Here is a 25,456-nt window from a genome sequence, read left to right as displayed (position 1 = left end):
TCCATGGCGCCGCCGCTGCTCCAGCTCCGCAATATCGGCCTCACCTTCGGCGGCACGCCGCTGCTCGACGATGCCGAACTGTCGCTCGCGCCCGGCGAGCGGGTGTGTCTCGTCGGCCGCAACGGTTCGGGCAAGTCGACGCTGCTGCGCATCGTCGCCGGGCTGATGGAGCCCGACCGCGGCACCCGTTTCCTGCAGCCCGGCGCCACCGTGCGCTATCTGCCGCAGGAGCCCGATTTCGGCGATGCGCCGAGCGTGCAGGCCTATGTCGAGGCCGGGCTCGGGCCGGGCGACGATCCGCACCGCGCCCGGCTGCTGCTCGAACAGCTCGGCCTGCATGGCGACGAGAACCCGGCCGCCGTGTCGGGCGGCGAGGCGCGCCGCGCGGCCATCGCCCGCACCCTGGCGCCGGACCCCGACATCCTGCTGCTCGACGAGCCGACCAACCACCTCGATCTCGCCGCCATCGAGTGGCTGGAGGCGACGCTGCTTTCAAGCCGCGCCGCCCTGATGCTGATCAGCCACGACCGGCGCTTCCTCACCAATCTGTCGAACGCCACGGTGTGGCTCGACCGCGGCCGCACCCGCCGCATCGAGCGCGGCTTCGGCGCGTTCGAGGCGTGGCGCGATGAGGTGCTGGCCGAGGAGGAGCGCGACCAGCACAAGCTCGACCGCAAGATCGTCGCCGAGGAGCACTGGCTGCGCTATGGCGTCACCGCGCGGCGCAAGCGCAACGAGCGCCGCCTTGCCAACCTCCACGCGCTCCGCCAGTCGCGCCGGGAGTATCGCGCGTCCGCCGGCAAGGCGCAGCTTGCGGCGGTGCAGGCGGATGCCTCCGGCACGCTGGTGATCGAGGCCGAGCGCATCGCCAGGAGCTATGACGGCCGGCCGATCGTCGCCGAGTTCTCGACCCGCATCCGCCGCGGCGACCGCATCGGCATCGTCGGCCCCAACGGCGCCGGCAAGACCACGCTGATCGAGATGCTGACCGGCATTGCCGCGCCCGATTCCGGCACCGTGAAGCTGGGGTCCGGGCTGATGATCGCCCGGCTCGACCAGCACCGCGACAGTCTCGACGCAACCTCCACCGTCGCCGACACGCTGACCGGCGGGCGCGGCGATTCGGTGATGGTGGGCGGCAAGCCGCGTCACGTCATCGGCTACATGAAGGACTTCCTGTTCACGCCGGAGCAGGCGCGCACCCCGGTCGGCGTCTTGTCGGGCGGCGAGCGCGGCCGGCTGATGCTGGCACAGGTGCTGGCCAAGCCCTCGAACCTCCTTGTGCTCGACGAGCCGACCAACGACCTCGACCTCGAAACCCTCGACGTGCTGGAGGAGATGCTGGCCGACTACACCGGCACCGTGCTGCTGGTCAGCCACGACCGCGATTTCCTCGACCGCGTGGTCAATGGCGTGATCGCGCCGGACGGCGAGGGGCGGTGGGTCGAATATGCCGGCGGCTATTCCGACATGCTGGCCCAGCGCGGCGCCGACCTCGCGCGCCCCGCCGCCAAGGCAGCGGGCAAGGACGCGCCCGTGCCCAAGGAGAGGCCGAAGCCGGCGACCCCCGCCAAGCGCCGCCTGAGCTTCCACGAGAAGCACGCGCTGGAGACGTTGCCGGCGAAGATGGCGAAGCTCCACGACACCATCGCCAAACTGCAGGCGAAGCTCGACGATCCGGCGCTGTTCGCGAAGGACCGCAAGACCTTCGACGACGTCTCCCACAAGCTCGCCGCCGCCCATGCCGAGCTGGCCAAGGCGGAGGAGACCTGGCTGGAGCTGGAGATCCTGCGCGAGGAGATCGAGGGCGCCTGACGGCGAGCTTTCCGGCGCGGGCTTTGCGGAGCGAGCCTGAGCGGAGAAATGCTCTGGGTGAACGGGCGTTGGACGCGTGCGGCGCGGCACCGTGCCGGCCCGTCGCGGCAACCCAGGATTGCGCAATTTGCTCCGGATTATTGCCCGCCACGCGCACAATTTTCGTTATTTCGCGCAATTCACGCAGAAACTTCCCATACGTTAAAGAATTGGATCAAACCCTAGTAATGAGATTACCGGATTATTTGGGCGCGGCATTAACCTCAAGGTCACAATTGCCGCCAGCGCGCACACGGAACGCCTTGTCCTGGCGATATTGCAACCTCTAATAAGGAACTACCGCAACCAAAGATGTAGTTTCCATTGCGCTCGTTTTCCGTCACAGTTTTAAGTGGAGGGGGTGCCGGTTGCGTCGCAACCGGGGGCGGGGAAGCGATGAAGATCCGGAGGTTCCGCTCGGCGGAGAGATTTGCCTCGGCCGCCCAGGTGTGGCTGCTCGGCGCGGTCATCGCCGTGGTGGCGGTCGCCGTGGCCTTCTTCGCCCTGGGTGGCTACCGCGACTATGACGTCACCCTGGAGAAGGGCTGGTCCGAGGCCGAGACCACCGCCCACGTGCTCGCCGAGCAGGCGAGCCGGATGATCGAGATCAGCGAGATCCTCACCGCCGAGGTCGCCGATGCTGCGATCCGGGATGGCCTCGACCACGTCACCGGCCCAGGCTGGCCGCGCTTTCTCGACCGCCTCGAGCCGGTGCCGCAGATCGGCTCGCTGTGGGTCCTCGATGCCGAGGGCAACGTCCTCGCCAGTTCCTTCCGCCCCGTCCCGCCGGCCGCCAGCTTCGCCGACAGCGATTATTTCCAGCGGCTGCATAGCGGCACGCGCGTATTGATCTCGCCGCTGATGTTCGGCCAGTTCAGCCGGGTGTGGTTCTTCGGCTACAACCGCGCCATCGTGAAGGACGGCGCGTTCCTCGGCGTCGTGCAGGTCTCGATCCACGCCGACCATTTCAAGTCGTTCTTCGAGCGGCTGACGCTCGGGCCGGACGCGGCGATCGGCATCTATGACAACGACGGCGCGGTGGTGATGCGCTGGCCGCTGCCGGAGAATGGCGCTCCGACCGGTCCCGGCCACCTGCTTCCGCCGGGCGCGATGCAGGCGGCGGCGGGACGTCTAGAATCGACGTCGCCGGCCGGCGTGCCGCTGCTGGTGGCCTATCGCCGGCTCGACCGCGCGCCGCTGGTGGTCGCCGCCGCGGTGTCGAAGGACGACGTGCTCGCGCCCTTCCGCACCCGTCTGGCCTGGGGCGTGATGCTGCTCGGCATAGGCGGCGTCATCGTCAGCGTGCTCGGCGCGGTCGCCTTCGGCACCGCCCGCCGCGAACGCGCGGCGCAGGTGATGGAGCGTGCCGCCGCCCGCAAGCTGGCGGCCACCCTCGCCGACCGCAATCATCTGGTCCAGTCGCTGCAGGAGAGCGAGCGGCGGTTCGAACAGATCGCCGCCGCCATCGGCGACGTGTTCTGGATCGCCGAGCCGGAAGCCCGGCGCTTCATCTATGTCAGCCCGGCCTATGTGCGGCTGTGGGGCCGCAGCGCCGAGGCGCTCTATCACGATGCCAACGAATGGTCGGCGGCAGTGCATCCGGACGACCGCGAGCGCCTGCGCGACAGCTGGAGCATGATCGCCGCCGGCCGCGACCTGCAGTACCGCATCATCCACCCCGATGGCAGCATCCGCTGGATCCGCGACCACGGCTTTCCGGTGGCGGATGTGCCGGGGCGCTTCGCTGGAATCGCCGCCGACGTCACCGATCTGGTCGCCGCCGAGGCGGCCGAGCGCGCCGAGTCGGCGCGCATGCGGGTGGCGCTGCGGGCCGGCGGCCTCGCCGCCTTCGCGCTCGATGTCGTCGATGGCGGCTTCGTGCACGATCCGGCGCTGGCCGAGATGCTCGGCCTGCCCGCCGACGCCAGGATTGCGACGGAAGCCGACTTCATCGCCGCCATCCACCCGGAGGACCGCGACCGCTGCGCCGCCGAGTTCCGCAAGGCGTTCACCCCGGGCGGGCTGTTCCGCGCCGAGTTCCGCGTCGTCCGGCCGGACGGCCAGACCCGCTGGCTGATCGGCGCCGCCGAAGGCGTGCGCAACGCTGCCGGCATCGTGCAGGCGGTCGGCTTCACCGGCGACATCACCGAGCGCAAGCTCGCCCACGACCGCCAGGCGCTGCTCATCCGCGAGCTGCACCACCGGGTGAAGAACATCCTCAGCGTCGCCCAGGCGATCGCCGGCATCAGCCTGCGCTCGGTGCGCAGCCTGGAGGAGTTCCGCGAGGTGTTCAGCGAGCGGCTGGTGGCGCTCGGGCGCACCCACTCGCTGCTGATCGACAGCGGCTGGGCGGGCGCCCAGCTCTCAGACCTGTTCCGGCTGGAATTCGAGCCCTATGCCGACCGCGCCCACCAGCTCCATTTCGACGGCCCGCAGGTGCTGATGCCGCCGGGAACGGTGGTGACCTTCGGCCTGGCGGTGCACGAGCTGGTGACCAACTCCGCCAAATACGGCGCCCTTTCGGTGCCCGACGGGCGCATCGACGTCACGTGGCGGGTCGAGGCCGGCGCGTCGGGACGGCGGCTCAGGATCGATTGGGTCGAGACCGGCGGCCAGCCGCCGGCTGCGCCCAAGCACGCCGGTTTCGGCACGCAGCTCCTGCAGAAGATTCTCCCCGGCCAGCTTCGCGCCGAGGTGAAGGTGGATTATTCCGGCGGCGGTCTGCGGGTGGCGATCGACGCGCCGCTGCCGGCCGAAGGCGCCCCGGATCCGTCGCCGCCGGTCAGTTCGGCGGCGTGATGCGGCTTCCGGCCGGTCGGGCCTGAGACCCCTCTGCCGGCCACCCAAAAATCCCTCCCAAATCAAGGGTTTTTCAGCGACACTGGTGTTGCGGTCGCGGAGCGCTCGGTCGGGGCCGCGGGGAGGCTGGTCGGCGGCGCGATCGTCCCGGCCGGCATCTGGCCGGCGCAGGCTCTTTTTGCACTGCAACGAAACTATTCCGTCATCCCGCCGTTGCCCGCCTTGGAACAGCAGGAGACCCCGATGCCGCTGCGTGGACTGGAAGACCTGGCGGCCGGCCTCGCCGCCCAGCGCCGCAAATGGCTGGGGCTCGACGGCCAGCCGCTGGTGCCGCGCCCGCCGCTGCCGACCGGCAGCCGGCTGGTCGAGATCAGGGATTTCGGCAGCAATCCCGGCCGGCTGCGCATGTTCGTCCACGTTCCGGCGGGCCTCGCCGAGCGGCCCGGGCTGGTGGTGGTGCTGCACGGCTGCACCCAGAACGCCGCCGCCTACGACATCGGCGCCGGCTGGTCGACGCTGGCCGACCGCTACGGCTTCGTGGTGCTGGCGCCCGAGCAGACCCGCCTCAACAATCCGCGCAACTGCTTCAACTGGTTCCGTTCCAGCGACATCCGGCGTGACCGTGGCGAGTGCGCCTCGATCCGCCAGATGGTCGAGCGCATCATCCTCGATCACGACCTCGACCGCCAGCGGGTGTTCGTCACCGGCCTGTCGGCCGGCGGCGCCATGACCAGCGTGATGCTCGCCACCTATCCCGAGGTGTTCGCCGCCGGGGCCGTCATCGCCGGCCTGCCCTATGGCTGCGCCGACGGCGTGCCGCAGGCGCTGGAGGCGATGAAGGGCGGCCGCACGCGCCCGGCGCGTGACTGGGGCGATCTGGTGCGCGCGGCCTCCCGCCACCGCGGACCGTGGCCCCGCGTCGCAGTCTGGCACGGCGACGCCGACGACGTGGTGGCGCCGCTCAATGCCGGCGAGATCACCAAGCAGTGGACCGACCTGCACGGCCTGCCGGATGCGCCGGACGCGACCGACCGGCTGGACGGCCACCCCCGCCGGCTTTGGCACGGTCCGGGTGGCGAGGTGATGATCGAGGATGTGCTGGTGGAGGGCATGGCCCACGGCACGCCGCTGGCGATCAAGGGCGTCGAGGCGCCGCACGGCGCCGCCGGCCCGTTTTTGCTCGATGTCGGCATCGCCTCGAGTTTCCACATCGCCAAGTTCTTCGGCCTGACCGGGGAGGTGACGCTGCACCCGGCGTCGAGGACGGGCGAGCGCCCGCCGCCGCCTGAGGCGCTGCCCGGCGTGTCGGGCACTATCGCCCGCGCGCTGCGCGCCGCCGGCCTGTGGCGGCGGTGATCCGGTTTGCGGATCATCGTTTCGTGATCCCCCGAAACGGACTCGCCGAAAACCTTTGTTCGGAGAGGGGATCTTTTGGCGCGGCGAATTCCAAACTCCAGCTTAGGCAGTCGCAGTCCGCATGATTCGGCTTCCTCCCGATTCCTGCGGGGTTCCGGAAGCGGTCCCGCCGAAAGCCCTGGTTCTGCAGGAGCCTTTCGATAACGGGAACTTCGGCGGTCGGACGACCGCTCGAAGGCCCTATCGGCTGGAAACCGGAAGACGGATTCGGTGCAGAAGCGCCGGATGCCACATGACGGCCGAGTTCCGTCCGAATGCCGCATGGCGCGGCACCCATGCATGCGTTCCCATCCACCCTGGCAAGCCCCAGGCGCACATGAGATGCGTTGACGTCTGCCGCGTGGCGCCTATGCCAAGGGCCCCGCAATCGCGGCCGGAAATCGAGATCATGTCGAGCAGATCCGACCACACGCAGCGATTTGCGCTCATCGACGACGCTGCAACCGGGTGCACGCCGAGCCCGTTCCGGATCTCGGCGCCGGCGGCCCGCATCCTGCTGGATCTGGCCGAGTTCGGGACGATCGTGCTGCTCGGCCTCGCCGCGGGCGTGGCCTACTCCGCCTTCGTGCTGGGCAGCGCCCCCGAATATGACGAGATCGCCGGCATCTCGGTCTGCGCGGCGATTCTCTATGCGCTTATGCGGGGCTTGCGCCGCGTCCAGGGTCCCGGCGGGCGGGCGAGCCTGTCGCACGAGCTGATGGCGACGCTGGGAAGCTGGGTGCTGGCGCTCGTCACCATGAGCATGATCGCCTTCGTGATGAAGTCCGGCGCCGACTATTCGCGCGGCTTCGTGCTGGTGTTCGCCACCGTCGTGCCGGCGGCGCTGGCCGTGCTGCGCCTGACGTTCCGGCGGCTGTCGCGGTCGCGCGGCGGAACGCGGCTGATCGGCCGCGGCGTCGTCGTGCTTGCCGATCCGGACGAACTCGCCGGCCGCAACCTCAAGGAACGGCTCGACACGCGGGCGATCGACGTCGTGAGCTCGTTCACTCTGCTAGCCGCGTCGCCCGGACGGTCCGGGCTGGGCGAGGTCGAGCGGCGCACCCTCGATCTCCTGATCGAGACCTGCCGGCAGCTCGCCGCCGACGAGATCCTGCTGGTCATGCCCTGGCAGGACCAGCAGCGCATCCACGCGGTTCTCGACGAGCTCGCGCGGGTGCCGCTGCCGGTGCGGCTGCTGGCCGACCGCTCGCTCGAAGGCATCATGGCGCGCTCTTCCGGTTGGAAGGCGCTCACCTCGATCGAGGTGCAGCGGGCACCGCTCGGTCTCGGCGAGCGGCTGCAGAAGCGGACCTTCGACATCCTTGCCGCAACCGCCCTGCTGATGGCGCTGATGCCGCTGATGCTGGGCGTGGCGGCGCTGATCCGGCTCGATTCACCGGGGCCCGCGCTGTTCCGTCAGCGCCGCAACGGCTTCAACGGCCGGGTGTTCCGGATCTGGAAGTTCCGCACGATGACCGCCGCCGAGGACGGCGCGGTGATCCGGCAGGCCGTTCGCAACGACGTTCGTGTCACCCGTCTCGGCCGCTGGCTGCGCCGCACCAGCATCGACGAGCTGCCGCAGCTGTGGAACGTGCTGACCGGCGAGATGTCGATCGTCGGGCCGCGGCCGCATGCCGTCGCCCACAACAACGAGTACACCCGCCGCATCGCCAACTACGCCCTGCGCCACCACATGAAGCCGGGCCTCACCGGCTGGGCGCAGGTGAATGGCTATCGTGGCGAGACTCCGCATCTGTCACTGATGGAGCGCCGGGTCGAGCACGACCTGTGGTACATCAACAACTGGTCGATCTGGCTCGACATCCGCATCCTGGCGGCGACCGTCCGCGTGCTGCTGAAACCCTGCGCCTATTGAGCGGGCCGCGGCGCTGGTGCGGACCCGAACTCCGACGCCAGCCGGCACTGCACCGACAGATCCTGGATCATCGCCGGGAAGTCGCCGAGATCCACCTCGCCGGCAGTGACCTCGGCGCCGTCATTGACAATGCGGAAGGCGGCGCGGCGGGCGCGGGTGGCGGCCTGCAGGAACACTGCGGCGTCCTCCGGCATCAGCCCCACCGTGGTCGGCGGCAGCAGCACGGCGGCCTTCGCCTTGACCGGCGGGCGGTCGTCCAGCCGCCATTCGATCTGCGGCCGGTCGCGCGGCGGGATCGGCACGATCAGCGCCAGCACCACATCGAGGCCGCCATGGCCGCAGCGCACCATCATCGCGGCGAAGTCCGGCCCCGAGCGCAGCGTGTCGGCGATCTTGACGCTGCTCACCAGATCGGCGCCGCCGCGCGGATCGGGCGTGCGCAGCAGCCGCCAAGTGCCCTCTGCGGCCAGAGTTCTGCCGGCCGGGGCAAGGGTCGCCGCGGCCGTGGTCAGCACCATTGCGAGACTGCAGGCCGCGGCGCGGCCGGGGGTGAGGAACCCGATCATGGCATCCGTGGTGGTGGACGCGGAGATGCCGCCGCCGTCCAGGTTTGAAGACCGTCGTTTGAAGACCGTTCTGCGTCCTCCGGCCTGGTCGGCCGGAAACCGTGTGGTTCCCCCTTCGATACCGGGTGCGGAGTCCGCAAAGCCTTGGATAGTCCTCCCAAAGCCTCCCCCCAAGCCCCTGAATCCCCAACCCCCTGGGTCTCCAAGCCCCTGGATCAGGAAATTTCGATAAGTCTACCCCAGGGTCATGAAGAGGTCTTGCGGTTACCGTATCATCTGCCCCAGCGCGAGGATGCACCTGAACCAAGGGTTGCCGAAAACACGGCCCGATGCAAGGCGCCGGGGCGTCCGCGCAGATCCCCTACCGATTCAGACCGGTGCCGCAGGTTGGGGCTGTCGCCACAACCAATGGATGCTCAACCCACGTTGTAATTGTGCCACAGTCGCGGGGATTCCAGCAGGTTAGGTGGCAAATGACCATAAACAAGCTTGGCAGCATCCGTGGGCAACGCTAAGTGTCTCGTACCTTTTTCGGAGGCTCCCGCATGACCAACAATTGGCGGCATCCCCGGCCCGGTCGGCTGGTCGCGGTTCTTGGGTTCGCGCTTCTCGCCGGCGGCTGCTACGTGCTGCCGGCGGCCGGTCCCAACGGAGCCTACGTCAAGTCGGAGGCCGTTGGCGACCAGAGTGGCCTGCCTTACGACCTCATCGAATTGAACGCACACGTTGCGGCCGTGCTGTCAACCCGCGGCAGCGGCACCTTTGCCGGCACCTTCAAGGATCGCCGGCCGCCCTCGGAAATCCCGATCGGCATCGGCGACGTCGTGTCGGTGACGATCTTCGAAGCCCAGCAGGGCGGCCTGTTCATCCCGGCCGAGGCGAGTGTGCGTCCCGGCAACTTCGTCACCATTCCCGATCAGGTGGTGGACCGCTCCGGCTTCATTTCGGTACCCTATGCCGGGCGCATCCCGGCGGCCAATCGCGGCCCGGCGGAAGTGCAGGGCATCATTGAGGCGCGCCTGCGCGACCGCGCGATCGATCCGCAGGTGGTGGTGGCGGTGACCAACCAGCGCTCCTCGCAGGTCAGCGTGCTCGGCGAGGTCAACTCGCCCATCAAGTATCCGCTGACCAGCGCCGGCGACCGCATCCTCGACGCCCTGGCGCGGGCCGGCGGCCCCAAGGGCCAGGACTACGACACCTGGATCACCCTGCAGCGTGGCGGCCGCGAGGCCTCGGTCGGCTACGGCACGCTGATCAAGGAGCCGTCGAACAACATCTATATACAGCCGGAAGACACGCTGATCGTTTCGCGGCAGGCGCCCGCCTTCATGGCTTTCGGCGCGTCGGGCGCCAATGGCCAGTTCAAGTTCGACAAGGAGCAGATGAACCTCGCCGAGGGCATGGCCATGGCCGGCGGTCTGCTCGACGACCGGGCCGAGCCGTCCTACGTGTTCCTCTACCGGCTGGAATCGCGCGAGGTGGCCGAGAGGATCGGCGCCGATCTGACCAAGTGGCAGACCAATCAGGTGCCGGTGATCTACTCGCTGAACCTGCGCAATCCGGGCGGCTTCTTCCTCGCCCGCAAGGTGCCGCTGCGCGACAAGGACATCATCTACGTCGCCAACGCCGAGGGCGTGGAGTGGGCCAAGTTCCTCCAGTTCGTGCGGCTGCACATCACCACGGTGCTGGAGGCCGACGCGATCAAGACCGTGGGCCAGTGACCGCGAGCATTCTCCGCGAAAGTGGGAACCGGTTTTGCGAACGGGAATGCGATAATTCGAGGAGTTGGAGTTCCGGACACCCGGCGTGATCTCCGCGTCAGCGCCCATCGAGACATGCGCTCATCAAGACATGCGAACGCCGGCCACGAGGCCGGCGTTTTTGCTGAAGAGGGCATGCTGCCTTCGGCATACTGCCGACGTCCGCGACGGCACTTCCCCTGCCGTGACAATCTCGCCGTGACCGTCTCGCCGTTCGGGAAGGGCCGCCCGTGCGCTTCGGCCTATTGCCCGATGAGGGCGGCGCGGTAGCGCTCGCGCACCACCGCCAGCGGGCGCCCGTGGGCGTCGAGCAGCACGGCGCGATGTTCGAGCACCACGCCCGGATCGAGCGCGTCGGACGCGATCGCCACCCGCAGGGTGCGGCGGAAGGGCTGCAGCGGCGCGACGATGGCGCCGAACGGCACGTCGGTGGTCTCCAGCGCCCGCGCCATCGCCGCCGGCAGGCGGCGGGGCAGGAACCAGTTGTCGGCCTCCGACAGCACCAGATCGCCGCGCAGCAGCAGTACCGACCGGTAGCCGACCGGCTCGCCGGTCTGCGGCGCCAGCTCGGCCTGCTCCTGGGCGTCGAGCGCGGGCGGCGTCGCCGGGCGGCGGTGGACCACGGTGATCGGGCCGCTCGACAGGCCGCGCGCCTCGCACCACACGAGCAGGCCCTCGGTCGCCGTCGGCGAGCCCAGCAGGTGCTCGCTCAGCCGTCGGGCGGCCTCCGGGTGGGTGCAGTCGGTTGCTGTGCTGGTGGAACGCATTCCTGTCTCGGCGGCCTTCCGAACTGGTTCGTCCAAGGTCGCGCACCCTGCCGCGATGTCGCCGGCAGCCGGCTTGGCGCGGACAACTGGCGCGAATAGCGGCAGGTGCCGCTCGCGGCGTCATCAAGGCGATGTTACCGGCGTTGTCAAACACCGCGCAGGTTGTCGGGAGCGGAAACCGGTTGCGGCCGCATTGACGGGTTCGCCGGACGGAGGACCCCAACGGGTGACGTGACGCTCTCGCGTCCCCCCGTTCCCTGTCCGGCCGCGTGTGCTAGATGGAGGCCGTTGGGGGGTGACGCATGCAGCCGAGCCATTTCGATGCCGCGAGCGGCATCCTGCCCGGCCATCGCATCGTTGCGCTGGTCGAGGGCGGGCACGTGCGCGCGGCGACAGCGATCGCGCCCGACCAGATCCAGCCGGCGAGCCTTGATCTGCGTCTGGGGGCGCGGGCGTGGCGGGTGCGGGCGAGCTTCCTGCCCGGCCGCGACGTTGAGGTTCACCGGCGTCTTGAGGCATTGGCGCTGCACGCGGTCGATCTCGCGCCCGGCGCGGTGCTGGAGACCGGCTGCGTCTATCTGGTCGAATTGCTGGAGCATCTCGCGCTGCCGGCGTCCGTCGCCGCTGCCGCCAATCCCAAGAGCTCGACCGGCCGGCTCGACGTGTTCACCCGGGTGATCGCCGACGGCATGCGCGCCTTCGACCAGATTCCGGCCGGCTACACCGGCCCGCTCTATTTGGAGGTCTCGCCGCGCACCTTCCCTATCCTGGTGCGCACCGGCTCGCGCCTGTCGCAATTGCGCTTCCGGGTCGGCTCGGCGGTGCTGGACCGGGACGAGTTGGCGCGGCTGCAGGCCGCCCACCGCCTCGTCGACACGCCGGAGCCGGACCTCGGCTCGGGCGGCATTGCGGTGTCGATCGACCTCGCCCCGCGCGACGGCATCGTCGGCTACCGCGCCAAGCGCCACACCGGCCTCGTCGATGTCGACCAGCGCGCCGCCTGCGACGTGCTCGATTTCTGGGAGCCGATCCGGCGGGTCGGCAAGCTTGGTCTCGTGCTCGACCCCGACGAGTTCTACATCCTGGCTTCCAAGGAGGCCGTGCAGGTGCCGCCCGCCTTTGCCGCCGAGATGGTGCCGTTCGATCCCCTGGTCGGCGAGTTCCGCGTCCATTATGCCGGCTTCTTCGATCCCGGCTTCGGCTGGGCGGCGGCCGGCGGCGCGGGCGCCCGCGCGGTGCTGGAGGTGCGCTCGCGCGAGGTGCCGTTCATCCTGGAGGACGGCCAGATCGTCGGCCGGCTGATCTATGAGCGCCTCACCGAGCCGCCGCAGACGCTCTATGGCGCGGGCCTCGGCTCCAACTATCAGGCCCAGGGGCTGAAGCTGTCCAAGCACTTCAAGGCGGACACGGTCTCGGGCTGACCGAGTCTGCCCCGGCCGGATGGCGCGGGGCCGGCGTCGCCCGCTCGGGAAGCCCGGTCCAGGTCAGGCGCGCCTTTGCTCGCCGGGTCCTTGCCGATCTGGCCTCCGCCGGCCGACGGCGCCGGCCCGATTGCCATTGCCCCGCAGCCCCGCTGTCCCGTTGTTTCGAACGTCCGCCTGCCGCTGCCTCTTGCCCCGGACGGCCCTTCCTCGCTAATGTCGCCGGCGCTGCGGGCGTAGTTCAGTGGTAGAACATCAGCTTCCCAAGCTGAGTGTCGTGGGTTCGATTCCCATCGCCCGCTCCAAACCCAGCAAACCTGCCGACAAACTGGTGTGTGCCGATCGCCCGGCGCGAACCGCGGGAGCGTGCCGCCGCGACCGTGCCATCCGCCGGGTGTGGCATTCCGTTGGGGCGTGGCGCGCGCTCGGGTTCGGCACGAATGGAACAGGGCCGGAAAGTCTTACACCGCCTCCGCATAGATGGTGGTGCGGCCGGACGCGATCTCCGGATCGATGAGCCTCAGATTGAAGGCCCGCGAGATCAGATGTGCGCGGTTGGTGCAGTTCAGCTTGAACCGCGCGCTTTCGAAATAGGCGCGCACCACCCGCTCGGAAATGTCCAACTCGCGGGCAATCTCCTTGTTGGTCTTGCCCATTGCCGCCCAGCACAGACACTGCCGCTCGCGTGCCGACAGCGACCGCAGGATCGTATTCTCCGACCGCTCGAAGCCGAGAACCCGGTCATGTATGAGGTGGGACAGGACGTGAAAGTCCCGCAGATAGGCGTGCTTCAGTCTGGCCCATTCGGCATCGGCAACGCCGCTGGTGATCGTGAACAAGGCGCGCTCGCCGCTCACGCCGCGGATCGGGAATGACAGGCCATGAGGGCCGATGCCGAATTCCGCCGCCTCGTCGAAGACCTGCTTGGCGCCGGGGCCGCGCCGGTCGAGCTCCGCCCAATCGACCGGTAAAAGGCTGGTCGCTGACGCACTGATGACCGGATCGACCGAGAAATAGTTCTGCCCGACATAGCGTTCCACCCATTGCGCCGGATAGGTCAGGATGGTGACGGGGTTCGCCTGCTGAACCGTGGGCAGGGTGATGGCGTGATAGACGGCGTGCTGGAGACCGTAGCGCGCAATCAGGCGCTTGAGAAACTCGAACAGGGCGGCTTCCGAACGCACCTCCCTGAGTTCGCTGACCGAGCTTTCGAAGGCGTCATCGAACATGCCGTCACCCTGCTGTCGCAAGGGCGGCATCCTACAGCATGGGCGGCGGCGCGGACAACGGAGGTTTGCAGGCGCGGCGCCATTCTACCAGGCCGATCACTGTCCCCAGCGAGCTCCGGTTGCAGGGCGCAGCAATCCGGCTTCCGGATGATCCTTATGGGGATCGCGGAAACGGTGCACCCAGCCGGCTATTGACGGCTGGTCTCGAACCGGAGCTGCAGCAGGGCGTAGCGCAGGGCGATCGACGTCTCGCTCAGCTCCATGTCCTCCAGCAGCCCTGCTGCAAGCTCGATCGTCTTGTCGATTTGCGTGATCAGACGCTCCTCGTCGGTCGCCCCGAGATCCGAAAGACCGATCAACCTTGGATCAAGAGCGCGGTGCGGCATCGTTTCCTCCAACCCGGAGGATGCAGCTACGACCTTTGGCCGCACCGGGAAAGCCGGCCGGAACGCCGGTGGCAGGACTGCCCCCGGCGTAAACGACGGGGATCTCGCCAAAGCGGCCCGCGACCGGCGAAGATATGGACGCAACGGCACGCGGCCCCCATAGTTGAATGATGCAGACCGGCGCGCCCACGCCCTCACCGTCATCGGCCCGGCCGGGATGGCTGCCGCTCGCGATCGCCGTCGCCATTGCCGCGCTGGCCTTCGCCGCCGGGCTGTTGTGGGCCACCCAGGGCGGCGCGGTGTTCTTCGAGGTGGTCGCCGCCGGCATCGCCGCCTGCTTCTGACCGGTCGAGGCTGCCGCCCATGGTCCTGGAACCCACACGCTCCCTCCCGCCGCGCACGATCGCGATTCTCGTCGGCCTCTTTCTCGTCGCCATCGCCGCCGGCATCGGCGCCGGGGTGTGGCTGAACGGCAGCGGGACGTCCTCCCCCACCGACGCCGCGGTCGGCGGGCCGTTCCGCCTTACCGCCCATGACGGCCGTACCGTGACGGAGGCCGACTTCAAGGGCATGCCGGTGCTGCTGTTCTTCGGCTTCACCCACTGCCCGGACATCTGCCCGACCACGCTCGCCGACGTCTCGGAGGTGCTGGAGCGGCTCGGGCCGGACGCCGGGAAGGTGCAGGCGCTGTTCGTCAGCGTCGATCCCGAGCGCGACACGCCGCAGGTGCTGGCGAGCTATATCGGCGCCTTCCACCCGCGCATTCTCGGGCTCAGCGGCGATGCGGCGGCAACGGCCGCGATCGTGCGCGCCTATCGCGTCTATGCCAGGAAGGTGCCGCTGAAGGATGGCGGCTACACCATGGACCACACCGCGGTGGTCTATCTGCTGGACAAGGAGGGCCGCTTCGTCGCGCCGTTCGATCTCAAGCGGCCGGCCGATGCCGCCGCGGCGGAGCTGCGGCGGTACCTCTGAAGTGGCTCGCGGGCGACCGGCCCGGAACCCGGATCATACCGCCAGCGAGTGGCGCGCCTTGCCCTTGGCGAGATAGGTGTCGAACGCCGCCGCGGCGAGCCGCACGAACGGCCGTCCGGCCTCGGTGACGGCGATGTGGCGGCCGGCGATCTCGATCAGCCCCTGCGAGGCGAGCGGCGCCAGCGCCGTCAGCTCCTCGCCGAAGGTCAGGTCGTCGGCCCCGGCGGAGGCCGCGATCTTGTCGAGATCGACCGAGAAGTCGCACATCAGCCGCTCGATGATGCTGGCGCGCAGCTTGTCGTCGGCCGACACGGCGATGCCGCGCACGGTGGCGAGCGTGCCGGCGTCGATCGCCCGGCTCCAGCCGGCGATGTCGGGCGCATTCTGGATGAAGCCCTGCGGCACCCGGCCGATCGACGAGGCGCCGATGCCGAGCAGCGCGTCGGCCTCGTCGGTGGTGTAGCCCTGGAAATTGCGGTGCAGCCGGCCGGTGCGGGCGGCAACCGCCAGCTCGTCGTCGGGCCGGGCGAAATGGTCGAGGCCGATCGGCACATAGCCGACGCCGGCCAGCGTCTCGTGCGCGGTCTCGGCCTGCTCCAGCCGGTCGGCCGGGCTCGGCAGATCGGTGTCGTGGATCAGCTTCTGGTGCGACTTGAACCACGGCACGTGGGCATAGCCGAACAGCGCCAGCCGGTTGGGCTTCAGCGCCTCGGCCAGCAGCACGGTGCGGCGCACATCACGCAGCGTCTGCTTGGGCAGGCCGTACATCAGGTCGACATTGAGCTTGTCGATGCCGACGCCGCGCAGCAGCGCCACCGCCTGCTCGACGACATTGTAGGGCTGCACCCGGCCGATGGCCTCCTGCACATGGACCGAGAAGTCCTGCACGCCGAGGCTGGCGCGGGTGACGCCCATCTTCGCCAGCGTCTCCACCAGCGCCGGAGTCACCTGACGCGGATCAAGCTCGACGGCGTGCTCGGTCATGGCGTCGAACCGGAATGCCGCCTTCAGCGCCTCGGTGACCTTCAGCATCTCGGCGCCGCCGAGCATGTTGGGCGTGCCGCCGCCCCAATGGATGTGGACGACGCGCCGGCCGCCGGCCCGCTCGCCGATCAGCTCCACCTCGCGCACCAGGCGCCGGGCATAGGCTTCCACCGGCTCGCGCCGCCGCACCACCTTGGTGTGGCAGCCGCAATACCAGCACATCGACGCGCAGAACGGCACGTGCAGATAGATCGACAGCGTGGCGTCGGGCGGCAGTGCCTCGAGCCAGCCGCCGTACTGATCCGGGCCGACATCGGCCGAGAAGTGCGGAGCGGTCGGGTACGACGTGTAGCGGGGGACCGTGCGTTCGGCGAGCAGAATCGGCGTATCGGTCATGCTTAACCCTCGACCGCACTGGAACAAAGATAAGGTGCCAACCTAGCGGGACAGGTCCCGGACAGCACCTCCGGAAACATCCCGATCCGTCGCTTGTTCCTGTCGCGCGTTCCTGCCTCATCGGTCAAGGCCTTCGGGGCCCGGCCGCGAGTTGGGGCGCAGGCGCATGGGGCATATGCCGACAATAGGGGTGAAACCGGACGGATTTTGTTTATTAGGAATAATTCGCAGGCGAAATTTTTGATATGCTCCAATGCCGACGCGCGGGAGCCCCCTATAATGCAACCAGACGCGGTCGAAACAATCGGCCGGCAAGGCCGGACCGGGGCTACGGGGTAGACAATGGCAGTCGCAACCAGCCGCTCATCCATCACGTTCGGCGAAGCAGGGGCCGTGCTGGCACTCTCGGCCGGCCTCCTGCTGTGCATCTATGTCGCGGCCAGTACCGCGGATTCGGTGATGACCTTCCATGCGCTGCTCGCCGCCGCGGCGGCGGTCGGCGGGGTGGCTGCGATCTTCAACCGCTACGCCTCCGGCACGCGCGACTTCCGCGCCGAGATCGACGGCAAGCCCAATTACAATTGGGGGCCGGTCAAGTTCGCCACCGTCGCCGCGGTGGTGTGGGGCGTCGTCGGCTTCCTGGTCGGCGACATTCTGGCGTGGCAGCTCGCCTTTCCGGCGCTGAACCTCGATCTGCCCTGGACCAATTTCGGCCGGCTCCGTCCGTTCCACACCTCGGTGGTGATTTTCGCCTTCGGCGGCAACGCGCTGATCGCGTCGTCGTTCTATGTCGTGCAGAAGACCTGCCGGGCGCGGCTGGCCGGCGACATGGCGCCGTGGTTCGTGGTGCTGGGCTACAACTTCTTCATTCTCGTCGCCGGCACCGGCTATCTCTTCGGCGTCACCCAATCCAAGGAATATGCCGAGCCCGAATGGTACGCCGACCTGTGGCTGACCATCGTCTGGGTGGCCTATCTCCTGGTGTTCCTGGCGACGCTGTGGAAGCGCAAGGAGCCGCACATCTACGTCGCCAACTGGTTCTATCTGGCGTTCATCGTCACCATCGCGATGCTGCACCTCGGCAACAACGCGACGCTGCCGGTGTCCTGGCTCGGCACCAAGTCCTACATCGCCTGGGCCGGCGTGCAGGATGCGATGTTTCAGTGGTGGTACGGCCACAATGCGGTGGGCTTCTTCCTCACCGCCGGCTTCCTGGCGATGATGTACTACTTCGTGCCCAAGCGGGCCGAGCGGCCGGTCTATTCCTACCGGCTGTCGATCATCCACTTCTGGGCGCTGATCTTCCTCTACATCTGGGCCGGCCCGCACCACCTCCACTACACGTCGCTGCCCGACTGGGCGCAGACGCTCGGCATGACCTTCTCGATCATGCTGTGGATGCCGTCCTGGGGCGGCATGATCAACGGGCTGATGACGCTGTCGGGCGCCTGGGACAAGCTGCGCACCGACCCCGTGCTGCGCATGCTGGTGGTGTCGGTCGCCTTCTACGGCATGTCGACCTTCGAGGGGCCGCTGATGTCGATCAAGGCGGTCAACTCGCTCAGTCACTACACCGATTGGACCGTCGGCCACGTGCATTCGGGCGCGCTGGGCTGGGTCGGCTTCGTGTCGTTCGGCACCCTCTACTGTCTGGTGCCGTGGCTGTGGAACAAGAAGCAGCTCTATTCGCTGAAGCTGGTCAACTGGCACTTCTGGATCGCGACGCTCGGCATCGTGCTCTACATCACCGCGATGTGGGTGGCGGGCATCCTGCAGGGCCTGATGTGGCGGGCCTACACCGGGCTCGGCTTCCTCGAATACTCGTTCATCGAGACCGTCGAGGCGATGCACCCCTTCTATGTGATCCGGGCGATCGGCGGGCTGCTGTTCGTCATCGGCAGCGTCATCATGGCCTACAATCTGTGGATGACCGTGCGCCACGGCGAAGCCGAGGTGCCGGCCACCACCCGTCCCGCCCTCCAGCCGGCCGAGTGAGGAGGCGCGCATGTCCGTCTGGGCCAAGCATCAGGTTCTCGAGAAGAACTCGATCCTTCTTCTGCTCGGCATCCTGTTCGTGGTCGCCATCGGTGGCCTCGTCGAGATCGCCCCGCTGTTCTACCTCAAGAGCACGATCGAGAAGGTGGAGGGGATGCGTCCCTATTCGCCGCTCGAACTCGCCGGCCGCAACATCTACATCCGCGAAGGCTGCTACAATTGCCACTCGCAGCAAATTCGGCCGCTGCGCGACGAGGTCGAGCGGTACGGTCATTATTCGCTGGCCGCGGAGTCGATGTACGACCACCCCTTCCAGTGGGGCTCCAAGCGCACCGGCCCCGATCTCGCCCGTGTCGGCGGCAAGTATTCCGACGAGTGGCACCGCGAGCACCTCATCAATCCGCGGGCCATCGTGCCGGCCTCGATCATGCCGGGCTATCCGTTCCTGTTCCGCAACGAGCTCAATGCGAGCGACATCGCCGAACACATGCAGACGCTGCGCGCGCTCGGCGTGCCCTACAGCGACGAGCAGATCACCAATGCGGAAGCCGATCTCAAGGCGCAGACCATGCCGGACGATCCGGCCGCCGCCGCCCTGCAGGCACGTTACCCGAAAGCCGTGGCGCGCGATTTCGACCGCAATCCCGACCGCCTCAGCGAGGGCGACGCGCTGATCGCCTATCTGCAGATGCTCGGCACGCTGGTCGACTTCAAACTCTACGACAACAAGGCCAACTTCCGGTGAACGCCATGGAAACCTATTCCGCGTTTGCGGCCTTCGCCCAGACTTGGGGCCTCGTCTATTTCGTCGCGATCTTCCTGGGCATCGTCGTCTATGCGCTGTGGCCGAAGAACCGCGCCCGCTTTGACGATGCCGCGAACATCCCGTTCCGGGAGGATTGATCCATGGCCACCGAGAACAAGGACATCGACGCCGTTACCGGCATGGCCACCACCGGCCATGAATGGGACGGCATCCAGGAGCTCAACACGCCGCTGCCGCGCTGGTGGCTGTGGATCTTCTATGCCTGCATCGTGTGGGCGATCGGCTACTGGATCGTCTATCCGGCATGGCCGCTGATCTCCAGCCACACCAAGGGCGTGCTGGGCTATTCCTCGCGCGCCGCGCTGGCCCAGGACATGGCCGCGCTGGCCGCGCGCCGCGGCGAAGCCGGCCGCGCACTGGCCGAGGCCTCGCTGGAGGACATCCGCAAGTCGCCGGATCTGCTGGCGTTCGCGATGGCCCAGGGCAAGGCCGCCTTCGGCGACAATTGCGCTCCCTGCCACGGGCTCGGCGCCACCGGCTCGAAGGGCTATCCCAACCTCAATGACGACGACTGGCTGTGGGGCGGCACGCTCGATGCCATCCACTTCACCATTACCCACGGCGTCCGCAGCGACGATCCCGACACGCGCGTGAACACCATGCCGGCCTTTGGCAAGGACACCATCCTGACCAAGGACGAGATCGGAACGATTGCCGACTTCGTGCTGTCGATCTCCGGCCAGACGCCGGGCGCCGACCTCGACAAGGGCAAGCAGCTCTTCGCCGACAATTGCGCGGTGTGTCATGGCGATGAGGGCAAGGGCAATCCCGAGCTTGGCGCGCCCAATCTCACCGACAGGATCTGGCTCTATGGCGGCGACCGCGACAGCATCATCGCCACCATCACCAACGCCCGGGCCGGCGTGATGCCGACGTGGAAGAGCCGGCTGGACGAACCGACCATCAAGGCACTCACGGTCTATGTGCACGCACTCGGCGGCGGCAAATGACATTTCGGGCGGGGCGCCGTGGCGCCACGCCGCCGTTCCGCACCGGCCGGCGGGGCAGGGAGAAGGCCGCAGCCCGCAAGGGTGGGCCGTGCGTGAGCGGCGCGTTCAGCCTGAGCGGTCCTTCCCGCGTCAGCCGCTCACACGCGGCAGGCTGGAAACACCGGCGCCTTGCTGTGCATCACTGTCGCGCGCGGCGCCGGGCTCCACTGGTTTGGACTCTGCTGATTTGGGAAACGCGTTTGAGCGTCCGCCGATCCGATTGGATCAAGCGGACGCTCCAGGTTCTTGGTTTGTCGCATTCTCTTTCGCAAAACCGGTTCCCGGTTTTGCCGAGATCGCTCTAGTTCGCGCCCCGCACGCGCTGATACGCCGCCTTGATCTTCGGCAGCGCCCGGTTGGCGAAAACGTACATGCGGCCATTGTCGCCATAGAGCGCGTAGTTGGTGAACTGCACCAGCGTCGCATCGTAGGCCGATGCCATCAGCGGTCCGAACGCCGCATCGAAGCCGGCCGCGTCCAGGTCCTTGAGCTGCTGCAGGATGGCGACACGGTCGCGGCTGGTGAAGTTCGTCCCGCCCGGCACCTGGGCGCCGCCCGGCAGGGTCGGCGGCAGAAGATGCGAGTTGACGAGCAGCTCGTTGCGCAGCGGCACCTGTTCGGCGATCACCGACTCGGCCAATTGCCGCACCGCCGGATTTTGCGACTTCTCCAGCGCCAGCCGGGCCGCTGCGATCTTGAAGGTCGAGCCGAACAGCACCTCCTGCCGGAACGACGGAGTCGGTTCGGCGAGGGGCGCGGATCTGACCGTATCGGCGCGGGCCGGCGTGAGGGAACCGGTCACGGCCGCGACGAGGGCCGCCGACAGGACGGTGGCGGCGCGCAGCGACAGTCGGGATACCGATTGGTCGGAAGAAGGCTTCACGGACGATCTCCTCGGTCTTTCGGTGCTTGCCCCGCAGCCGGCCGGTTAACCGAAACACGCCGGCGAGGTTCCCCAAGCCGGCCCCCCGCTCTCGCATCACGATCGCGCGAGAGGCCTGTGCGCGCGGCGCTCGCCGCCAGATCTGGCGGCGCAGGATCCGTCACGTTGCCGGGGTCTTTCTCCGCACGGATGCTCCCAAGGATGCCCACATGAACATGCACGCGGCTCCCGATCCGGTCGACGAGCTTCCGCTCTACGTTCCGCACAAGAAGATCTATCCGCAGAGCGTCCAGGGCACCTTCCGCAGGATCAAATGGTGGCTGTTGGCCTTCTGCCTCGGCGTCTACTATTTCCTGCCGTTCGTGCGCTGGGACCGCGGGCCGGGCGCGCCGAACCAGGCGGTGCTGATCGATTTCCCCAGCCGGCGGTTCTATTTCTTCGACATCGAGATCTGGCCGCAGGAGGTCTACTACATCACCGGCCTGCTGATCCTGGCGGCCTTGGTGCTGTTCCTGATGAACTCGGTCGCCGGCCGGCTGTGGTGCGGCTATCTCTGCCCGCAGACGGTGTGGACGGATCTGTTCTACGGCATCGAGCGCTGGGTGGAAGGCGACCGGCGCGAGCGCATCAAGAAGGACCACGAGCCGATCACCGCGTGGCGGGTCGGCGAGATCGTGCTGAAGCACTGGCTGTGGCTGATGATCGCGTGGTGGACCGGCGGCGCCTGGGTTCTCTACTTCGCCGACGCGCCGACCCTGATCAAGCAGATCGCCACCGGACAGGCGCCGACCGTCGCCTATGTGTGGATCGGCATCCTCACCTTCACCACCTACTCGCTGGCCGGCTTCATGCGCGAGCAGGTGTGCGTCTATATGTGCCCGTGGCCGCGCATCCAGGCGGCGCTCACCGACGAATGGGCGCTCAACGTCACCTATCGCTACGATCGCGGCGAGCCGCGCGCCCACGTCAAGGAGGCGAAGAAGCTCCGTGCCGAAGGCAAGCCGGCCGGCGATTGCGTCGATTGCGGCCAGTGCATGGCGGTGTGTCCCACCGGCATCGACATCCGCAAGGGCGCGCAGCTCGACTGCATCATGTGCGGCCTGTGCATCGACGCCTGCGACCGGGTGATGGAAAAGGTCGGCCGCCCGACCGGCCTGATCGCCTACGACACCGACGACAACTGCCAGCGCCGCGCCCGCGGCGAAGCCCCGGTCTACCGGCCGCTGCGGCCGCGCACGCTGATCTATGTCGGCGCCATCGTGCTGGTCACGGCGGTGATGATGTGGTCGCTCGCCACCCGCACCACCACCAGCCTCAATGTGCTGCACGACCGCAATCCGCTGTTCGTGGCGCTGTCGGACGGCGCGGTGCGCAACGGCTACACCGTGCGGCTGCTCAACAAGCAGCCGAACCCGCGCACCTTCACGCTGGCGGTGGAGGGCGTGCCGCGGCCGCACATCGAGGTGGTGGGCATCGACACGCCGGTGGGCGAGGCGCCGCGCGTCGCCATCGGCCCGGACACCACGCGCGAGCTGCGGGTGCTGGTGACGGTGCCGGCCGATGCGACAGCAGGCCTTGCGCGCTCGTCTGACGTCACGTTCCGCATCGTCGACGAGAGCGGCGCCCGCGCCAGCGTGCACGACCATTTCGTCGCGCGCTGAGCGAGTCTCCGGCTGAACGCGAAGGGCGGCGCCGAGCATGTCGGCGCCGCCCTTCGCGTTTGATCGTGCGGTTCTCGGAGATCAGACCCCGATGGCCGAAATCGCGCTCACGCCGCCAATTCGTCGCGCACCACGGCGCGCAGCTCGTCGATCGGCCGCAGCCGGCCGCCGTCGCTGAAGTGCCAGAAGGTCCAGCCATTGCAGGCCTCGGCGCCCTGAACCAGCGCACCGATGCGATGGATCGAGCCGACCGTGGCATTGTGCTCGAGCGTGCCGTCGGCGCGCACCCGCGCGACGAAGCGGCTGCGGCCATCGGTGAGCATGGTGCCGGGCTGCAGCAGCCCGCGCTCGACGATGGCGGCGAAGGCGACGCGCGGTGCGTCACGCTTGGTGGCGAACGGCGCCAGCGTCGCCTCGGGCAGAGGATCGACGGCGGCGATGCGCGCCTCGGCGGCGGCGGCGTAATTCGCATCGCGCTCGATGCCGACGAAGTGGCGGCCGAGCTTGCGCGCCACCGCGCCGGTGGTGCCGGAGCCGAAGAACGGATCGAGCACCACGTCGCCGGGTTTGGAGGCGGCGAGCATCACCCGCGCCAAGAGCGCCTCGGGCTTCTGGGTCGGGTGCAGCTTGCGCCCCGATTCGTCCTTGAGCCGTTCGGGGCCGGTGCACAGCGGGATCGTCCAGTCCGAGCGGACCTGGGTGTCCTCGTTGCCGGCCTTGAGCGCCTCGTAATTGAAGGTGTAGCCGCGCGCGTTCTTGTCGCGCGCCGCCCAGATCAGCGTCTCGTGTGCGTTCTGGAAACGGGTGCCGCGGAAGTTCGGCATCGGGTTGGTCTTGCGCCACACCACATCGTTCAGGATCCAGAATCCGAGATCCTGAAGAGCAGCGCCGACCCGGAAGATGTTGTGATAGGAGCCGATGACCCACAGCGTGGCGGTGGGCTTCATCACCCGCTTCGCCGCGAGCAGCCAGGCGCGGGTGAAGGCGTCGTACGCCTCGAACGAGGCGAACTTGTCCCAGTCGTCGTCGACCGCATCGACCACGCTTTCGTCGGGACGCTTCAGCGCGCCTTCGAGCTGCAGATTGTAGGGCGGATCGGCGAAGACGAGATCGACCGAGGCCGGTGGCATCGCCGCGAGAATGGGAATGCAATCGCCGACATGAATGCGGTCGAGATGGCGCTCGAAGGCGGCCGGCGATTCGCGGGAGATGCGGGACGCCGAACTGGGCGCCCCGCGACGCAACTGACGCATACTCGTACTCGGGATACGCAACGCGGACTCAACGTCCACAGGATGCGGCCCGCAGGGTAAACAAAGCGTTCAGCCGTCGTGTTGCGCGTGCGTGATGCGGTTTCCGGCTGATCAAGCCTTCGAGCCGCATCCCGATCGCCGAAAATCCCGCTATCGGACGAGGGATTTTCGCCGAGACCGTTTCCGGCGTCCCGAAGGGACCAACCGGAAACCGTACGACGCGAGTCTGCGCGTCAGAGGGAGACCGTTTCCGGTATCCCGAAGAGATCGACCGGAAACCGGATCAGAACAGCGAAAGCTGCTCGCCGCAGCGTGCCGGCCGCACGAACAGGTCGGTGCGCAGCTTCAGGGAGCGGCGGTTGAGGCCGAGCCGGGCGCAGGCGGTCTCGAACCGGCGGCCGATCATCCAGGCATACGGGCCCTCGCCGCGCTCGCGCTTGCCCCAGGTCGCGTCATAGTCCTTGCCGCCGCGCATCTCGCGCACCAGCGACAGCACGTGGCGATAGCGGTCGGGATGATTCAGCACCAGCCACTCGCGGAACAGATCCTTGAGCTCGTGCGGCAGGCGCAGCATCACATAGCCCGCCTCGCTCGCGCCATTGGCCTTGGCGGCATCGAGGATGCGCTCGATCTCGGCATCATTGAGGGCGGGGATGATCGGCGCCACCATCACCGCCACTGGAATGCCGGCCTCCGCCAGCGCCTTGATGGTTTCGAGCCGCAGAGCGGGCGTCGGCGCCCGTGGCTCCATGGTGCGGGCGAGCCTTGCATCCATGGTGGTGAGCGAGATCGCCACCTTGGCCAGCCCCTTCGCCGCCATCGGTGCCAGGATGTCGATGTCGCGCCGGATCAGCGCCGACTTGGTGACGATGGCGGCCGGGTGGTCGGCGCGCGCCAGCACCTCGAGAAGCGCGCGGGTGATCTGGTAGCGCCGCTCGATCGGCTGATAGGGATCTGTGTTGGTGCCGAGCGCCAGGGTCTTGGGCTCATAGCCCGGCGCCGTCAGCTCGCGCTCGAGCAGCGTCGCGGCATCGGGCTTGGCGAACAGCTTCGATTCGAAATCGAGCCCCGGCGACAGGCCCATGTAAGCGTGGGTCGGGCGCGCGAAGCAGTAGACGCAGCCGTGCTCGCAGCCGCGATAGGGATTGATCGAGCGGTCGAAGGCGATGTCGGGCGAGTCGTTGCGGGTGATGATGCGCCGCGCCTTCTCCTCGGTGACCTCGGTGACGAAGGGCGGCAGATCCTCCAGCGAGCGCCAGCCGTCGTCGGCCTCGACGCGCATTTCGCGCTCGAACCGGCCGGACGCATTGGAGACGGCGCCGCGGCCGCGCCGCCGTTCGCCATCGACGCTGGCGCGCTGGGCGCGGGCACCGTCGATCGCCCGGTCATTGCTCCAGGCGGGTGCGAGGGGGCGGTTGCCGACGATTCGAGCCATGATCAA

Annotated in this window: 21 protein-coding genes and 1 tRNA gene; 14 read left to right on the top strand and 8 right to left on the bottom strand. The window is 68.2% G+C overall.

Features of this window, described 5'->3' with window-relative positions; all coding sequences use genetic code 11:
- The first annotated feature begins 3 nt into the window (after positions 1 to 3).
- The 4 genes from BLTE_RS14160 to BLTE_RS14145 all read left to right on the top strand — a co-directional run bounded on the left by BLTE_RS14160 (position 4) and on the right by BLTE_RS14145 (position 7,924).
- On the top strand, positions 4 to 1,815 hold the full coding sequence (locus tag BLTE_RS14160; protein WP_126401307.1) for an ABC-F family ATP-binding cassette domain-containing protein: 1,812 nt from the start codon (positions 4 to 6) through the stop codon (positions 1,813 to 1,815).
- A 435-nt stretch (positions 1,816 to 2,250) separates the two neighbouring features.
- On the top strand, positions 2,251 to 4,653 hold the full coding sequence (locus BLTE_RS14155; protein ID WP_126401306.1) for a PAS domain-containing protein: 2,403 nt from the start codon (positions 2,251 to 2,253) through the stop codon (positions 4,651 to 4,653).
- A gap of 243 nt (positions 4,654 to 4,896) precedes the next feature.
- Positions 4,897 to 6,009 (top strand): extracellular catalytic domain type 1 short-chain-length polyhydroxyalkanoate depolymerase, encoded by a 1,113-nt coding sequence (locus BLTE_RS14150; RefSeq protein WP_126401305.1) that lies wholly within the window; start codon positions 4,897 to 4,899, stop codon positions 6,007 to 6,009.
- Positions 6,010 to 6,457: 448 nt separating this feature from the next.
- Positions 6,458 to 7,924: an undecaprenyl-phosphate glucose phosphotransferase gene (locus BLTE_RS14145; RefSeq protein WP_160140626.1), complete on the top strand. Its 1,467-nt coding sequence runs from the start codon at positions 6,458 to 6,460 to the stop codon at positions 7,922 to 7,924.
- Here BLTE_RS14145 and BLTE_RS14140 read toward each other — a convergent pair.
- Positions 7,918 to 8,490, bottom strand: coding sequence for a hypothetical protein (locus BLTE_RS14140; protein WP_126401303.1), 573 nt, complete (start codon positions 8,488 to 8,490; stop codon positions 7,918 to 7,920). The two genes, BLTE_RS14145 and BLTE_RS14140, sit on opposite strands and share 7 nt — an antisense overlap.
- Before the next feature lie 545 nt (positions 8,491 to 9,035).
- Between BLTE_RS14140 and BLTE_RS14135 the strand changes: the two genes are divergently transcribed.
- Positions 9,036 to 10,211, top strand: coding sequence for a polysaccharide biosynthesis/export family protein (locus BLTE_RS14135; RefSeq protein WP_126401302.1), 1,176 nt, complete (start codon positions 9,036 to 9,038; stop codon positions 10,209 to 10,211).
- A 281-nt stretch (positions 10,212 to 10,492) separates the two neighbouring features.
- Here BLTE_RS14135 and BLTE_RS14130 read toward each other — a convergent pair whose 3' ends face one another.
- A complete protein-coding gene (locus tag BLTE_RS14130; RefSeq protein ID WP_126401301.1) occupies positions 10,493 to 11,017 on the bottom strand; it encodes a hypothetical protein in 525 nt (174 codons plus the stop codon).
- Between the two features lie 302 nt (positions 11,018 to 11,319).
- On the opposite strand from BLTE_RS14130, the gene BLTE_RS14125 reads away from it, so the two are divergent.
- Both BLTE_RS14125 and BLTE_RS14120 read left to right on the top strand, forming a co-directional pair.
- The gene (locus tag BLTE_RS14125) at positions 11,320 to 12,438 is read left to right on the top strand and encodes a 2'-deoxycytidine 5'-triphosphate deaminase (RefSeq protein ID WP_126401300.1); all 1,119 of its coding nucleotides are present in this window, start codon (positions 11,320 to 11,322) and stop codon (positions 12,436 to 12,438) included.
- Positions 12,439 to 12,668: 230 nt separating this feature from the next.
- Positions 12,669 to 12,743 (top strand) — tRNA-Gly (locus tag BLTE_RS14120).
- Between the two features lie 156 nt (positions 12,744 to 12,899).
- On the opposite strand, the gene BLTE_RS14115 is transcribed toward BLTE_RS14120, so the two are convergent.
- Both BLTE_RS14115 and BLTE_RS14110 read right to left on the bottom strand, forming a co-directional pair.
- Positions 12,900 to 13,688 (bottom strand): LuxR family transcriptional regulator, encoded by a 789-nt coding sequence (locus BLTE_RS14115; protein WP_160140625.1) that lies wholly within the window; start codon positions 13,686 to 13,688, stop codon positions 12,900 to 12,902.
- A 167-nt stretch (positions 13,689 to 13,855) separates the two neighbouring features.
- Positions 13,856 to 14,053, bottom strand: a complete 198-nt coding sequence (locus tag BLTE_RS14110) for a hypothetical protein (protein ID WP_126401298.1) — start codon at positions 14,051 to 14,053, stop codon at positions 13,856 to 13,858.
- A 167-nt stretch (positions 14,054 to 14,220) separates the two neighbouring features.
- Between BLTE_RS14110 and BLTE_RS18150 the strand changes: the two genes are divergently transcribed.
- Both BLTE_RS18150 and BLTE_RS14105 read left to right on the top strand, forming a co-directional pair.
- The gene (locus BLTE_RS18150) at positions 14,221 to 14,397 is read left to right on the top strand and encodes a hypothetical protein (protein WP_160140624.1); all 177 of its coding nucleotides are present in this window, start codon (positions 14,221 to 14,223) and stop codon (positions 14,395 to 14,397) included.
- 19 nt (positions 14,398 to 14,416) lie between these two features.
- The gene (locus BLTE_RS14105; protein WP_126401297.1) at positions 14,417 to 15,028 is read left to right on the top strand and encodes an SCO family protein; all 612 of its coding nucleotides are present in this window, start codon (positions 14,417 to 14,419) and stop codon (positions 15,026 to 15,028) included.
- A gap of 33 nt (positions 15,029 to 15,061) precedes the next feature.
- Here the strand turns inward: BLTE_RS14105 and hemN are convergent, their stop codons facing one another.
- The gene (hemN, locus tag BLTE_RS14100; RefSeq protein WP_126401296.1) at positions 15,062 to 16,408 is read right to left on the bottom strand and encodes an oxygen-independent coproporphyrinogen III oxidase; all 1,347 of its coding nucleotides are present in this window, start codon (positions 16,406 to 16,408) and stop codon (positions 15,062 to 15,064) included.
- A gap of 459 nt (positions 16,409 to 16,867) precedes the next feature.
- Between hemN and ccoN the strand changes: the two genes are divergently transcribed.
- From ccoN to ccoP, 4 genes are read left to right on the top strand one after another with little or no spacing between them, the layout of a single operon-like run.
- Complete coding sequence (gene ccoN / locus BLTE_RS14095) at positions 16,868 to 18,403, top strand: cytochrome-c oxidase, cbb3-type subunit I (protein ID WP_425290302.1); 1,536 nt, start codon at positions 16,868 to 16,870, stop codon at positions 18,401 to 18,403.
- Positions 18,404 to 18,413: 10 nt separating this feature from the next.
- On the top strand, positions 18,414 to 19,148 hold the full coding sequence (gene ccoO / locus BLTE_RS14090) for a cytochrome-c oxidase, cbb3-type subunit II (protein ID WP_126401294.1): 735 nt from the start codon (positions 18,414 to 18,416) through the stop codon (positions 19,146 to 19,148).
- A gap of 5 nt (positions 19,149 to 19,153) precedes the next feature.
- A complete protein-coding gene (locus BLTE_RS14085; RefSeq protein ID WP_126401293.1) occupies positions 19,154 to 19,306 on the top strand; it encodes a cbb3-type cytochrome c oxidase subunit 3 in 153 nt (50 codons plus the stop codon).
- A 3-nt stretch (positions 19,307 to 19,309) separates the two neighbouring features.
- Positions 19,310 to 20,179: a cytochrome-c oxidase, cbb3-type subunit III gene (ccoP, locus tag BLTE_RS14080; protein WP_126401292.1), complete on the top strand. Its 870-nt coding sequence runs from the start codon at positions 19,310 to 19,312 to the stop codon at positions 20,177 to 20,179.
- Between the two features lie 340 nt (positions 20,180 to 20,519).
- On the opposite strand, the gene BLTE_RS14075 is transcribed toward ccoP, so the two are convergent.
- Complete coding sequence (locus tag BLTE_RS14075) at positions 20,520 to 21,101, bottom strand: DUF4142 domain-containing protein (protein WP_126401291.1); 582 nt, start codon at positions 21,099 to 21,101, stop codon at positions 20,520 to 20,522.
- Between the two features lie 209 nt (positions 21,102 to 21,310).
- Between BLTE_RS14075 and ccoG the strand changes: the two genes are divergently transcribed.
- Complete coding sequence (gene ccoG / locus BLTE_RS14070) at positions 21,311 to 22,762, top strand: cytochrome c oxidase accessory protein CcoG (protein WP_126401290.1); 1,452 nt, start codon at positions 21,311 to 21,313, stop codon at positions 22,760 to 22,762.
- 107 nt (positions 22,763 to 22,869) lie between these two features.
- On the opposite strand, the gene BLTE_RS14065 is transcribed toward ccoG, so the two are convergent.
- Positions 22,870 to 24,015: a site-specific DNA-methyltransferase gene (locus tag BLTE_RS14065; RefSeq protein ID WP_126401289.1), complete on the bottom strand. Its 1,146-nt coding sequence runs from the start codon at positions 24,013 to 24,015 to the stop codon at positions 22,870 to 22,872.
- 283 nt (positions 24,016 to 24,298) lie between these two features.
- Positions 24,299 to 25,450: a PA0069 family radical SAM protein gene (locus tag BLTE_RS14060; RefSeq protein ID WP_126401288.1), complete on the bottom strand. Its 1,152-nt coding sequence runs from the start codon at positions 25,448 to 25,450 to the stop codon at positions 24,299 to 24,301.
- Positions 25,451 to 25,456 lie beyond the last annotated feature (6 nt).

Origin of the sequence: Blastochloris tepida, assembly GCF_003966715.1 — a bacterium.
Taxonomy (GTDB): domain Bacteria; phylum Pseudomonadota; class Alphaproteobacteria; order Rhizobiales; family Xanthobacteraceae; genus Blastochloris; species Blastochloris tepida.
The sequence above is the reverse complement of the archived record's forward strand: the minus strand, read 5'-3'. Positions and strand labels throughout refer to the sequence as shown.